This window comes from Brevundimonas sp. M1A4_2e (assembly GCF_053345555.1).
On the sequence record NZ_JBKFAI010000003.1, the window covers coordinates 337,217 to 349,656 of the forward strand.

At 69.8% G+C, this 12,440-nt stretch carries 16 protein-coding genes; 12 read left to right on the forward strand and 4 right to left on the reverse strand.

All coding sequences use genetic code 11. From position 1 onward, the window contains the following. Positions 1–129 precede the first annotated feature (129 nt). Positions 130–870, forward strand: coding sequence for a DUF6065 family protein (locus ACLBV5_RS08580; protein WP_025976453.1), 741 nt, complete (start codon positions 130–132; stop codon positions 868–870). A 364-nt stretch (positions 871–1,234) separates the two neighbouring features. On the opposite strand, the gene ACLBV5_RS08585 is transcribed toward ACLBV5_RS08580, so the two are convergent. The 4 genes from ACLBV5_RS08585 to ACLBV5_RS08600 all read right to left on the reverse strand — a co-directional run bounded on the left by ACLBV5_RS08585 (position 1,235) and on the right by ACLBV5_RS08600 (position 3,666). After that, positions 1,235–1,789 (reverse strand): CC0125/CC1285 family lipoprotein, encoded by a 555-nt coding sequence (locus tag ACLBV5_RS08585; RefSeq protein WP_313633608.1) that lies wholly within the window; start codon positions 1,787–1,789, stop codon positions 1,235–1,237. A gap of 77 nt (positions 1,790–1,866) precedes the next feature. Continuing rightward, on the reverse strand, positions 1,867–2,499 hold the full coding sequence (locus ACLBV5_RS08590) for a LysE family translocator (protein ID WP_025976455.1): 633 nt from the start codon (positions 2,497–2,499) through the stop codon (positions 1,867–1,869). Between the two features lie 52 nt (positions 2,500–2,551). After that, positions 2,552–3,094, reverse strand: coding sequence for a hypothetical protein (locus ACLBV5_RS08595; protein ID WP_025976456.1), 543 nt, complete (start codon positions 3,092–3,094; stop codon positions 2,552–2,554). 104 nt (positions 3,095–3,198) lie between these two features. Further along, positions 3,199–3,666, reverse strand: coding sequence for a hypothetical protein (locus ACLBV5_RS08600; RefSeq protein ID WP_025976457.1), 468 nt, complete (start codon positions 3,664–3,666; stop codon positions 3,199–3,201). A gap of 208 nt (positions 3,667–3,874) precedes the next feature. On the opposite strand from ACLBV5_RS08600, the gene ACLBV5_RS08605 reads away from it, so the two are divergent. The 11 genes from ACLBV5_RS08605 to ACLBV5_RS08655 all read left to right on the forward strand — a co-directional run bounded on the left by ACLBV5_RS08605 (position 3,875) and on the right by ACLBV5_RS08655 (position 12,428). Next, positions 3,875–4,435 (forward strand): NifU family protein, encoded by a 561-nt coding sequence (locus ACLBV5_RS08605; RefSeq protein ID WP_227157617.1) that lies wholly within the window; start codon positions 3,875–3,877, stop codon positions 4,433–4,435. A gap of 66 nt (positions 4,436–4,501) precedes the next feature. After that, positions 4,502–5,131, forward strand: a complete 630-nt coding sequence (locus tag ACLBV5_RS08610; protein WP_447605408.1) for a helix-turn-helix domain-containing protein — start codon at positions 4,502–4,504, stop codon at positions 5,129–5,131. Positions 5,132–5,190: 59 nt separating this feature from the next. Further along, positions 5,191–5,559, forward strand: a complete 369-nt coding sequence (locus ACLBV5_RS08615) for a helix-turn-helix domain-containing protein (RefSeq protein ID WP_025976460.1) — start codon at positions 5,191–5,193, stop codon at positions 5,557–5,559. A 58-nt stretch (positions 5,560–5,617) separates the two neighbouring features. After that, on the forward strand, positions 5,618–6,319 hold the full coding sequence (gene tsaB, locus ACLBV5_RS08620) for a tRNA (adenosine(37)-N6)-threonylcarbamoyltransferase complex dimerization subunit type 1 TsaB (RefSeq protein WP_447605409.1): 702 nt from the start codon (positions 5,618–5,620) through the stop codon (positions 6,317–6,319). After that, positions 6,316–6,750 (forward strand): ribosomal protein S18-alanine N-acetyltransferase, encoded by a 435-nt coding sequence (rimI, locus tag ACLBV5_RS08625; protein WP_447605410.1) that lies wholly within the window; start codon positions 6,316–6,318, stop codon positions 6,748–6,750. The genes tsaB and rimI overlap by 4 nt, the downstream gene beginning before the upstream one ends. A 36-nt stretch (positions 6,751–6,786) precedes the next feature. Then, complete coding sequence (locus ACLBV5_RS08630; protein ID WP_025976463.1) at positions 6,787–7,257, forward strand: Fur family transcriptional regulator; 471 nt, start codon at positions 6,787–6,789, stop codon at positions 7,255–7,257. Between the two features lie 64 nt (positions 7,258–7,321). Next, a complete protein-coding gene (miaB, locus tag ACLBV5_RS08635) occupies positions 7,322–8,725 on the forward strand; it encodes a tRNA (N6-isopentenyl adenosine(37)-C2)-methylthiotransferase MiaB (RefSeq protein ID WP_447605411.1) in 1,404 nt (467 codons plus the stop codon). Between the two features lie 109 nt (positions 8,726–8,834). Next, positions 8,835–9,854, forward strand: coding sequence for a PhoH family protein (locus ACLBV5_RS08640; protein ID WP_025976465.1), 1,020 nt, complete (start codon positions 8,835–8,837; stop codon positions 9,852–9,854). Continuing rightward, a complete protein-coding gene (ybeY, locus tag ACLBV5_RS08645; protein WP_447605412.1) occupies positions 9,854–10,324 on the forward strand; it encodes an rRNA maturation RNase YbeY in 471 nt (156 codons plus the stop codon). Before ACLBV5_RS08640 ends, ybeY begins: the two co-directional genes overlap by 1 nt. Positions 10,325–10,347: 23 nt before the next feature. Next, positions 10,348–11,910 carry an apolipoprotein N-acyltransferase gene (gene lnt / locus ACLBV5_RS08650; RefSeq protein ID WP_447605479.1) on the forward strand — a complete coding sequence of 521 codons (1,563 nt, stop codon included), beginning with the start codon at positions 10,348–10,350 and terminating at the stop codon, positions 11,908–11,910. Between the two features lie 101 nt (positions 11,911–12,011). Beyond that, positions 12,012–12,428, forward strand: coding sequence for a helix-turn-helix domain-containing protein (locus ACLBV5_RS08655; protein ID WP_392354676.1), 417 nt, complete (start codon positions 12,012–12,014; stop codon positions 12,426–12,428). Positions 12,429–12,440 lie beyond the last annotated feature (12 nt).

Below are 12,440 nucleotides of genomic sequence, written 5' to 3' on the forward strand. Positions count from 1 at the left end.
TCGGGGTTTGCGCGGCGGCGTCGGTGTTGGCGGTCATCTCGGTCTTGTCGGGCGGGCGGCGAGGGCGATAGGGGAGAGGGGCGACCCTCAGGGTCGTCACTTCATTCGTCAAGCTTGGGGAGCCGCGTCTTGGAACTGGAATGCTATCCGATGAATGCGCGTCCGTGCGACCTGGCGCCGGGCCGCCAGTCGCGCAACTGGATGGACGCCTTCGCCAGTCGGCACCCCTATCGCTGTCTGCCGCTGACCATGGCCAACACCACGGGCTGGGAGATCCTGTGTCCGTTCGGCTTCACCGCCGAGTGGAACGGCGGGCCGTCGCAGAACGACATCACCATCACGCCCGACCGGCCGCAGCCGGAGCTGGACCACTTCGTCACGTCGCACTTCTCGCGCGGGGTGCTGACCATGCACCCGCAGTATCTGTTCCGCACCCCGCCGGGCTGGGGCCTGATCGCGCAGGGGTCGCCCAATCATGTCAAGGACGGCATCCAGCCGCTGAGCGGCCTGATCGAGACGGATTGGCTGCCGTTCCCCTTCACCATGAACTGGATCTTCACGCGGCCGGGCCGGATCCGCTTCGATAAGGGCGAGCCGTTCTGCTTCATCCTGCCGGTCGAGCACCGCAAGGTGGAGGCGTTCGAGCCGGTGATCCGTTCGCTGGAATCCAATCCCGGCATGAAAGGTCAGTTCGACGCCTGGAACCGGTCGCGGACGGACTTCAACACCCGCCTGGCTTCGGGCGATCCCGACGCGGCCAAGGAGGCGTGGCAGCGCTTCTACTTCAAGGGCGAGGTGCCCGAGGCCCTGGGCAAGGCGCCGGCCACCCACGCGAACAAGCGCCGTCTGAAGAACCCGCGCGTGGGGTGAGGCGCGGGCTTCTCCTCCCCATGCCAATGGGGAGGCGGCGCGGAGCCGAAGGCGACGTGACGGAGGGGCTGCTGGGGGCCGCAGCTTTCGGCGCCTTTGTCTGTCGGCGCGGTCGTCAGCCCCTCCACCGCTACGCGGTCCCCCTCCCCATTGCATGGGGAGGAAAAGAAACGCCCGCCTCCGGTGACGGAAGCGGGCGTTGTCATTTTTCGCGCCCTTCGCCGCTCAAGCAGCGAGCCGCCGTGCGGTGAGCGATAGCGGTCTTTCATGCCGCTCAAGCAGCGAGCCGCCGCGCGGCGAGCGTTAGGGGTCTTTCATGCCGCTCAAGCAGCGAGCGACCCCGTCGCGAGCGTTAGCGGCCTACTTAAGAAGCCGGCCGGATTACGCGCGGGCCGAGGTTGTTGATGACCTCGCGGGCGTCGAAGGCGTTGACGTCGCCGGCGGGCTTGGGACCGCGGCCCATGACGATTTCGGCCGTGGCCTCATAGCGGTCGACCTGGCGGATGTCGCGGTCCCGGCCCCAGTAGGGGTCCCAGGTGCTCCAGTAGCCGCGCTGGTAGAAGCGCCAGGACGGACCCCAGAAGGGACCGTAGCGGTCGTAGTAGAAGGGGTCCGGCGTCGTGTAGAAGCGCGTGTCGCGGTCGGTGGCGCGGGTGACGGTGGCGAACCAGTCATAGCCGTTCTCGACCGTCAGTTCGGCCGAACGCAGCAGCAGCGACATCTCGACCTGATCGCGCGAGGTGACGGAGTTGCCCGAGAAGCTGACGGCGTAGCGGTTGGCTTCCAGGCGCTGCTCGGCGTAGCCGCCGCGCTGGCCGTTGACGCCGGCAGGCTGGTAGGGGGTGGCCGTGGCGCACGCGCCGAGGGCGAGCGCGCCCGCCAGGGCGATCAGCACCGGGGTCTTGCGAAGCTTGATCATGGAAAACTCTCCTTGAGCGTTCACTGAACGCTCTTCGGTCTGAACGACGGGTGAACGGCCAAGTTCCGAAACGCGCTTCACAGACGTGAGACGATCAGGACGGCGGCCAACAGCAGAAGACATCCGACGACTATGCCGAACCCTTTGCGGAAACGCGGCGCGGTCATCTGTCGCGCCAGCGCCGCCCCGCCCAGGCCGTAGCCGCTCATCGACAGCGCATCCATGCCGACGGTGGTGACGGCGAACAGGGCCAGCTGCGGCGCCAGCGGACGGTTGATGTCCAGGAAGGGGGGCAGGACGGCGGTGAAGAAGAGGATGGCCTTGGGGTTGGCGATCTGAACCATGAAGCCGTCGATCAGGGCGCTGCGCCCGCGCTTGACCTCGATGTGCGACGGCTCGGCGGCGGTGGCGAAGGCGCCGCGCAGGGCCTTGACGCCCAGCCAGGCGACATAGAGGGCGCCCAGGACGGCGATGACGCGGAAGACCTGGGGGAAGGCCATCACCAGGGCGCCCAGGCCCAGGGCGGCGGCGCCGAACCAGACCAGGGTGGCGCAGTTCATGCCGACGACGGCCGTCAGGGCGGCGGCCTTGCCCTTTTCCATGCCGGTGGCGACGGCGAAGATGTTGGCGGGACCGGGCGTCACCGCCATCACGGCCATGACGCCGACAAAAGCCAGATACAGATGCGGATCGACGGGAAGCGCGGCCATGAGGCCCTTTCGAGCGCGCCGGGCGCTGCGTCAAGCCGTCGCGGTCATCGGATCAGGTTTCGGAGGGAAGCGGCGGGACGGGCGGCGCGGGCGGGACGGCCAGGGCGGCTTCGACCTCGTCCATCGCATCCAGGGCCTGATCCATGCCGTACTGGGCGATCAGACCATAGGTGACCATGTGCTCGGGGTCGGCCTGGGCCCAGGCGCCGTTGGTCGACAGGCCCTCGACCATCGGGGCGATCCCGGCGGTCGCCTCGCGCACGACGGCTTCGATGTCGATTTCAGCCAGGGCGGCCTGGGCGATCTGGCTCGCCTGGCGCGTCGCCTCGGCGGTGAAGTCGGCGACGTGCGGCTGATAGTCCGACCACAGGGCGGCGATGCGCAGGCCCTTCTGGGTTTCGCTCAGGCTGTCGTCGGCCTGGATACGTTCCGCCCGAGCGCCGAACTCCTCCATCTTCCGCTCGAACACGGCGGCGGCGGATTCAAGGCTCAGTTCGGCGGAGGTCTTCTGGGTCTCGGCCACGGCGGTCGACACCGGCAGCAGCGCCAGGGCGGCGGCCAAAGACAGGGGAACAAGAGAGAGGGCGCGGACCATGACGAGGCTCCTTCGACGGACGCTGGCAGGGTCCGCCGAAGGGCGCGCGTGCTCAAGTGAAATCGCGGTAAGGCGCCGGGGAAGGCGCCCTCTCTCCCGTTTGATCAGTCCTGGGCGTCGGGGGCGGCCGGGGCGGTCACGGCCTGGGCCACGGCCTGACGGATCTGAGCCGGAACGGCGCGGATCTGGGCCGGGGCGGCCTCGGCGGCGGCCAGGATCTGGTCCTTGTTCTCGGCGTTCTCGGGCTTCTCGGCGAAGGTGCGGAAGAAGGCGGCCAGTTCGTCGGCGAAGGCGTTGAAGGTCGGCTCATAGCGCGTGATGATGGCGTCGGCGCGCGTCTGCTTGGTCGCCGCGTCCAGGGCCGGGTCCTCGATCACGGCGTCCAGTTCGGCCTTCATGCGCTGGGCCTCGGCGTTGAAGGCTTCGCCCTTGGCCTGGAAGGCGGCTTCCTCGGGCGAGGGGGCGGGCTGGGCGGCGGGCGCAGCGGGCGCGGCCTCCTGGGCGGAGACGACGGCGGGGGCGGCGCAGACGGCCAGGGCCGCAGCAGCGGCGGCGAGGGTCAGGCGGGACATGTGGGGGGCTCCGGCAGGCGACGGGCGCGGCGCCCGTCAGACTAAGAACTCGCCGGCCGGGAGCGACCGGAGATGGCCGCCACGGTGAGGGCGCCGTCGCCGAAGCGCAAGCGTGACCTTGTATGAAAGCGCTTTTGGGCAGGAAAGCGCGTGAAGGCTGGCGGGCCGGCCTCTTGAACCCGTGCGCGACAGGGCGCATCTGCGGGCCATGTTCATCCAGACCGAAGCCACCCCCAACCCGAACGCCCTGAAGTTCCTGCCCGGCCGCGACGTCGCGGGCGAACAGACGCTGGAGTACCGCACCATCGACGAGGCGGCGGCCTCGCCTCTGGCCGAGGCTTTGTTCGAACTGGAAGGCGTCGAGGGCGTCTTCTTCGGCGCCGACTATGTCTCGGTCACGCGCGCGGCGGACGGGCCGGAGTGGACGGCGATGAAGGCGCCGATCCTGTCGGTGGTGATGGATCACTTCGTCTCGGGCGCGCCGCTGGTGCGGGCGGGGGCGGAAGCGGCGCCGGATGATGGAGCGCCCGACAGCGAGATCGTGGCCGAGATCAAGGGACTGCTGGACACCCGCATCCGTCCGGCCGTGGCCCAGGACGGCGGCGACATCCTGTTCGACCACTTCGACGAAGACACGGGGGTGCTGCGCCTGCGGATGCGCGGGGCCTGCGCCGGTTGTCCGTCCTCCTCGGCGACGCTGAAGGCCGGGGTCGAGCAGATGATGCGTCACTATGTTCCCGAAGTGACCAGCGTCGAACAGGTCATCTGACGCCTTCGCCGTTCTGTTTCACATGAAACGCTCGCGCCCGACGGGGCGGCGAGGCATGATGGCGCGATGGCAGGTTCGGGCGAGACATCCGAAGCGCGGGCTCTGGGCGAGGCGCGGGCTCTGGGCGAGGCGCTGGCGGCGCTGCGGCGCGACTGCGGGCTGAGTCAGGCCGAAGCCGGCGCGCGGATCGGCATGACCGGCCAGGGCTGGGGCCTCTATGAAGCCGGCAAACGGTCCAGCCTGTTCCGCCCCGATGTTCAACGACGGCTGACCGGAGCCCTGGGCGCGACGCCCGAGGCCTTGATGCTGCAAGCGCCGGGCGGCGCCGAGGTCTCGACCGACCGCCCGAAGACCTCCTATCCAGACAATGCGCCGGCGCACGGCCTTTCAGCGCGCGGTCGGGCGTTTGAGGGCGCCGCCTCGGACGTGCGACGGTTGCGGCTGGAGACGGACGAACTGGCGCCCTGGGCGTCGGCCGGCACGGTGCTGGAGTACGCTCTGGGACGTTGGCCGAGACGAGGCCAAGGCTGTGTGATCCAGCTTCAGGACGGCCTGCGCAAGGTCCGGCTGTATGACCGCGCCGACGAGGCGGAGATGGTGGTCTTGGGCGCCGGCGCCCTGGATCGGTCCGAGCGCATCGCGCGATCAGACGTCCAGTCCGTGTCAGCGGTCATCAGCCGCCTGGACGATGCGTGAAACGAAATAGTTGTATTTTATCGGCGGACGTGAAACGCTCTGGTTGAAACGGAGGGGTCATGCCGCGTCGCAGTCATCACATCGACCAGGTCGTCGGCCTGCGCATCGCCGCGCGGCGGTCGGCCTTGGGGTGGTCTCAGTCGGCGCTCGCACGGGCGCTAGGCGTCAGTTTTCAGCAGGTCCAGAAATATGAGGCCGGGGCCAACCGGATCTCCGCGTCCCGTCTGCATCAGGCGGCCGCCGCCATGGGGTGTTCGGTCGCCGATTTCTTTCCCGCGCGTCCGGACGCCGAGGGTTCGGAGCCGCTGGTGCATCCGGTCATGGCCAGCGCCGAGGGGCGAAACCTGGCCGAGGCCTTTGTCCGCATCTGCGACGCCGAGGCGCGCCGCGCTCTGACCCGCGTGGCCCAGGCTATGGCCGGAGCCTGATGAATCGGCGGGGCCGAAACGGTCGCATCGGCGCCGATTTCGCATTAGGAACAGGACCATGAAGGTCATGGTCATTGATACGGCGCTGGGCGCCTGCGTCGCCGGCGTGTTCGCGCACGAGGCGGCGAGCGACGCGGTGCGCGCCCTGGGTCTGCGCCGGGAGCTGATGACCAAGGGCCATCAGGAACGGCTGGGCGGGCTGGCGCGCGATGCGGCGGCCGAGGCCGGCGGTTTCGACGGCGTGGATCGGATCGGGGTGACGGTGGGGCCGGGCTCCTTCACAGGGTTGAGGGTCGGATTGGCCTTCGCCCTCGGCTTGGGCGCGGCGCTGGATCGGCCGGTGGTGGGAATCTCAACGCTGGACGCCCTGGCCGCTTCGGTTGCGGCGCCCGGTCTGGTCGCCGCCGTGATCGACGCCCGCCGGGGCCAGGTCTATGGGCGGCTGTTCCGCGACGGGGCGCCTCTGGGCGAGGCCGAGGCCTGGCCGCTGGAGACGGCGCGCGACCGCATTCTGGCCGAGGCGGGTCAGGCGGGCGGCGTCCTTCTGGTCGGCAGCGGGGCGACGCTTCTGGCCGAGACCTTTCCCGACCTGTCGGGCGCCCGGCTTGAGCCTCTGGCCGCGCCGAGCCCGGAGGCGCTGGCGCGTCTGACGATGGCCGCCGATCCGGCGAGGTCGCCGCCGTCGCCCCTGTATCTTCGCGCCCCCGACGCCACCCCGCCCAGCCGCCTGCCGGGCCAGCCGCGCCAGCCCGCTGTATGAGCGAGGCGATCTTGCCGCCGGTCGATCCCGTCCAGCTGGCCGCCGTCCACGCCGAGGCCTTCGAGACGCCGTGGGACGCGGCGGCTCTGGCCGAACTTCTCGCCTCGCCGGGCGTGTTCGCCGTGGCGCAGGACGACGGTTTCATCCTGATGCGCGTCGTGGTCGACGAAGCGGAGATCCTGACCCTGGCGGTGCGGCCGACGGCGCGCCGCGCGGGCCTGGGCCGGCGTCTGGTCGAGGCGGCGGTGGTGCGCGCCGCCGCCCTGGGGGCCGAACGGATGTTCCTGGAGGTGGCTGAAGGCAACGCCGCCGCCCGCGCGCTTTACGCCCGCTGCGGGTTCGTCGAGATGGGCCGCAGGCGCGGCTATTATTCGCATACGGACGGTCGCCGCGAGGACGCGCTGACGCTGGTCCTGAACTTTCCTCGATAGCTTCCATAAGGCGACGGTCCGGCCTATCTTCGCCGCATGGACCGGATCGAAAAACTCTGCGCCGAGCGCGGCATGCGCATGACCGAGCAACGTCGGGTGATCGCCCGCGTCCTGTCGAACGCCGAAGACCACCCCGATGTGGAAGAACTGTATCGCCGCGCCTCGGCGATCGACCCGCACATCTCCATCGCCACCGTCTATCGCACCGTGCGCCTGTTCGAAGAGGCGGGCGTGGTCGAGAAGCACGACTTCGGCGACGGCCGCAGCCGTTATGAAGAGGCTGGCGACGACCACCACGACCATCTGATCGACACCAAGACCGGCGAGGTCATCGAGTTCTTCGACGCCGAGATCGAACGGTTGAAGACCGAGATCGCGCGCAAGCTGGGCTATGAGCTGGTCGGCCACAAGCTGGAGCTCTACGGCCACGTCATCCCCGGCGCCGAGCCGGTCGAGCGCGAGGGCCTGATCTACAAGCGCCGCCCGCGCGACGAGGTCGAAGACTGATCCCGCCTGAGCCCGACTGGGGTCGCCGCTTGCCGTCGCCGGTTTCGGCGATCATAAGCCGGGCATGACCGATACGCTCCAAACGCCCGTCCTGGAGGACGGCGGCGCGCCGGAAGGCGGGGCCGCGCCCAAACGCCTGTTCATCAAGACCTACGGCTGTCAGATGAACGTCTATGATTCCGAGCGCATGGCCGACGTGCTGCGGCCGCTGGGCTATGCGCCGACGGACACGCCGGAAGGCGCCGACTTCGTCATCCTGAACACCTGCCACATCCGCGAGAAGGCGGCCGAAAAGGTCTATTCCGAACTCGGCAAGCTGCGACAGATGAAGGAGGAGAAGGCGGCGGCGGGGCAGGGCGGCATGACCATCGCCGTGGCCGGCTGCGTCGCCCAGGCCGAGGGCGAGGAGATCATGAAGCGCCAGCCGGCGGTCGATCTGGTGGTCGGGCCGCAGGCCTATCACCAGCTGCCGGAGCTGCTGACCCGCACGGCGCGGGCGCGCGGCGAGCGCATCGGCGCTGACTTCGCCCCCAATGAAAAGTTCGACGCCCTTCCGGCGACGCGCGGGACCGAGGGCGTGACCGCCTTCCTGACGGTGCAGGAAGGCTGCGACAAGTTCTGCACCTTCTGCGTCGTGCCCTATACGCGCGGCGCCGAATGGTCGCGGCCGGCCGCGGCGGTGCTGGACGAGGCCCGCGCCCTGGCCGACCGGGGGGTGCGCGAAGTCACCCTGCTGGGCCAGAACGTCAACGCCTATGACGGCGAGGGGCCGGACGGCAAACCCTTTACGCTGGCCAAGCTGGCCTACGCCCTGGCCGACATCCCCGGCATCGAGCGCATCCGCTATACGACCAGCCACCCGAACGACATGTCGGACGACCTGATCGCTGCGCACGGCGATCTGGACGCCCTGATGCCCTATCTGCACCTGCCGGTGCAGGCGGGCTCGGACCGCATCCTGCGGCTGATGAACCGCAAGCACGGGCCCCAGAAGTATTTCGACCTGATCGACCGCATCCGCGCGGCCCGGCCCGACATGGCCCTGTCGGGCGACTTCATCGTCGGCTTCCCCGGCGAGACGGATCGCGACTTCGAGGACACGATGGATTTGGTGCGGCGGGTGAACTACGCGAGCGCCTTCTCTTTCATGTATTCGCCGCGCCCCGGCACCCCCGCCGCGACCATGGCGGCGCAGGTCCCGGACGCCGTGGCCAAGGAACGGCTGCACGCCTTGCAGGCCCTGCTGACCGAACAGCAGGTCGCCTTCAACCGGTCGCTGGCCGGGCGCGTCCTGCCGGTGCTGTTCGAGAAGAAGGGCCGCCACGGCGCCCAGGCCATCGGCCGCTCGCCCTATCTGCAGTCGGTCCACGTCGAGGACGCAGATCAACTGATCGGCCGGATCGTTCCGGTCGAGATCGTCAGCGGCCAGCAGAACAGCCTGTCGGGCCGACTGATCCAGACGAACTGACGGATTCTTCTCAACCCATGCGGCGCGAGCGGCGTTAGGGACACTCACAATCCCCCCGAGCAGCCTTGCACCGCGTGCGAGGCGATAGGGGACCCAACAAGGAGACCTCATGGCGCGCGAGTCCGAGTTCCTGTCCCTCAGCGATGCGGCGTTGCGCGCCGTCATCGGGCCGCAGAGCCGCCACCTGGCCCTGATCGAGGACGCCTTCAAGGTGCTGGTCGAGACGCCGGGCGGCGGGGTGTCGATCAACGGCTCGACGCGGGACCGGGCGCAGGCGCGCCGGGTGATCGAGGCCCTGTCGACCCGCGCCGAGGCGGGTGCCGAGATCACCGAGGCCGACGTGCGCACCGCCCTGGGCGCCGCCGTCACCCAGCCGCGCGCCGAGCCGGCGGGCCGCAGCCAAGGCCGCAGCATGGGACGAAGCGTGCCTGAGGGCGCGGCCCTGCCGGTGGGTCGTCGCGGCGCCATCGCCCCCAAGACGGCGTCGCAGGCGCGCTATCTGGAGATGCTGGGCCGCTGCGAGCTGACCTTCGGCGTCGGTCCGGCGGGCACGGGCAAGACCTTCCTGGCGGCGGCCTATGGCGCCTCCCTGCTGAAGCGGGGGCAGGTGGACCGGCTGGTCATCACCCGCCCGGCGGTTGAGGCGGGCGAGAAGCTGGGCTTCCTGCCCGGCGATCTGAACGAGAAGGTCGACCCCTATCTGGCGCCGATCTGGGAGTCGCTGAACGACATCCTGGGCGTCGACGACGTGCGCCGTCGCCGCGAGAAGGGCGAGATCGAAGCCGCCCCCATCGCCTTCATGCGCGGCCGGACGCTCAGCCACGCCTTCATCATCGTCGATGAGGCGCAGAACACCTCGCGCATGCAGATGAAGATGGTGCTGACCCGCCTGGGCGAGGGGGCGCGCATGGTGGTGACGGGCGATCCGTCGCAGGTCGACCTGCTGAACCCGCGCGATTCCGGCCTGGCTCACGCCCTGCGCATCCTCAAGGACGTGGAGGGCGTCGGCGTGCAGCAGTTCAAGTCCGAGGACGTGGTGCGCCACGCCATGGTCGAGCGGATCGTGCGCGCCTATGACAGCGACGCGGCGCGCAGCCGCCCCTTCCCGGACCTTGAGGACGACGCCTGATGATCGAGGTCGAGATCGACAGCGAGGACTGGACGCAGGCTTTGCCCGAGGCGGCGGCGATCGTCGAGCGCGCCGCAGCGGCGGCTCTCGGAACGGTCGAGGGCGATATGGTGGTGCTGCTGGCCGACGACGCGGCGGTGCAGGATCTGAACGCGCGGTTCCGCGACAAGGACCGGCCGACGAACGTGCTGTCCTTCCCGGCGGCCGAAAGCGCCTTTCCCCATCTGGGCGACGTGGTGCTGGGCTACGCCTACTGCGCGGCCGAGGCGACGGCGCAGGGCAAGGCCCTGTCGGACCACCTGAGCCATCTGGTCGTCCACGGCGTGCTGCACCTGCTGGGCCGCGACCACGAGGACGACGCCGAGGCCGAGGAGATGGAGGGCGAGGAGCGCGAGATCCTGGCCGAGCTGGGCGTCGCCGACCCCTATGCTGCGGAGAATGGCGCGGCCGAGCATGAGGGCGCCGCGTGAGCGGGGCGCTCGCCGCCCGCTTCATGGGCCTGATGGACAACCGCTGGGGCCGGATCGCCCTGGCGCTTCTGGCCGGGGCGGGCGCCGCCCTGGTCCACCCGCCGTTCGGCGTTCTGCCGGGTCTGCTGGGTTATCCGCTGCTGTTGCTGCTGGCCGATCGGGCAGGCGGCATGAAGGGCGGCTTCTGGGTCGGCTGGCTGGCGGGCTTCGCCTATTTCTTCATCGGCTGCTGGTGGGTGGCCGAGGCTTTTCTGGTCAATCCGGCCCAAGCGTGGATGGCGCCCTTCGCGGCCAGCCTGCTGCCGGCGGGCATGGGGTTGTTCTGGGGGCTGGCGACGCTGGCCTATCGCTGGCTCCGTCCGGCCGGAGCGCGGCGCGTCGTGTTGTTCGCCGCCCTGTTCGCCCTGCTGGAGTGGACGCGCGGCCATGTGCTGACCGGCTTTCCGTGGAATCCGGCCGGCGCGGGCTGGGCGGCCGGGTCGGCCATGTCGCAGTTCGCCTCGGTCGTCGGGGTCTATGGGCTGGGCTTGATCACGGTGGCGGCGGTCAGCGCTTTGGCGCCGCTGGCCGACGCCGGGCCGCGTCGCCCGCGCCTGATCGCGGCGGGGCTGGGCGTGTTGACGCTGGCCGGTCTGTTCGCCTTCGGGGCCGCGCGCCTGTCCTCGGCGCAGGCGGTCGAGACGCCGACCGTGGTGCGTCTGGTTCAGGCCGATATTCCACAGGACTACAAGTGGAGCCCGGAGGCCTATCACGCCATCCTGGGCCGCTATCTGGAGCTGACCGCGCGCCCGGCCGAGGCCCTGCCCGACGTGGTGATCTGGCCCGAGGGCGCCCTGCCGACCACGGCCAACGACCTGTTCTCTTCGTCGGACGCCCAGGCGGTGGCGGCGGCGCTTCAGACGGGCCAGACCCTGCTGGCGGGGCTGAGCCGGGGCGAGCCGGACCCGCGCGCTGAAACCGGCGCCCGCTATTACAACAGCCTGTTCGCCCTGCACGACGAAGGGGCGGCGGGGCTGCGCATCGGCCCGATCTACGACAAGCACCGGCTGGTGCCGTTCGGCGAATACTTGCCGCTGGGCGATCTGATGGGCCGGATCGGCGTGCGCAGCCTGGTGCATGTGCCGGCGGACTTCAGCGCCGGGCCTGCGCCCGCGCCGATAAGCCTGGCCAACGCTCCGAGCGTGCAGCCGTTGATCTGTTACGAGGCCCTGTATCCCGGCTTCACCCCCGCGGCGGCGGCGACGCGCCCGGCGTGGATCGTCAACGTCTCCAACGACGCCTGGTTCGGCAAGACGTCGGGGCCGCGCCAGCACCTGAACCTGGCCTCCTATCGGGCGCTGGAGACGGGCCTGCCGGTGGCGCGGGCGACGCCCACGGGCGTATCGGCCATGATTGATCCGTGGGGGCGGATCGTCGAGGGGCGGCGACTGGACCCAGGCCAGGCGGGGATCATCGACGTGCGTCTGCCGCAGCCGGCGCCGCCGACCCTCTATGGTCGCTGGGGCGATCTGGGGTTTGCCGTCCTGATGATGATCATGCTGACGGCGGGGCGTCGTCGCGCCGGAAATGCGGGAGCGGATCGTTAAGCATGATAAGATGCCGGCGGCGCCCCTGTGACGCGAAAGCGCATGACAGGGGAGGGAGCGCGCGGCATGTGGATACCAGTGCAACCGGGAAGGGGCTGGAGATGATCAGGCGTTCGGGGACGGAGGGTCCCCATCTGGTGGACCGGCATGTCGGGCGGCGCGTGTGCGAGAAGCGCATCGCCCTGGGCTATAATCAGACCGATCTGGGTCAGGCGCTGGGGGTCACCTTCCAGCAGGTGCAGAAGTATGAAAAGGGCGCCAACCGCATCTCGGCGTCCAAACTGTGGGACATCGCCCGCTTCTTCGGCGTGGATATCGGCTATTTCTTCGAGGGCCTGACCAAGGCCGCTCAGCCGGGCATGGCCGAGGACGAGGCCGAGCCGTTCGTGCATGACTTTCCCGCCACGCGTCAGACGATCGAGATCGGGCGGCTGGCGCCGCGCCTGTCGTCGCGTCAGCAGAAGCTGGTGGTCGACCTGATGCGCGAGCTGGTCGAAGAGGCCGCCGACGCCGACTGAGCGCCTCTGGGG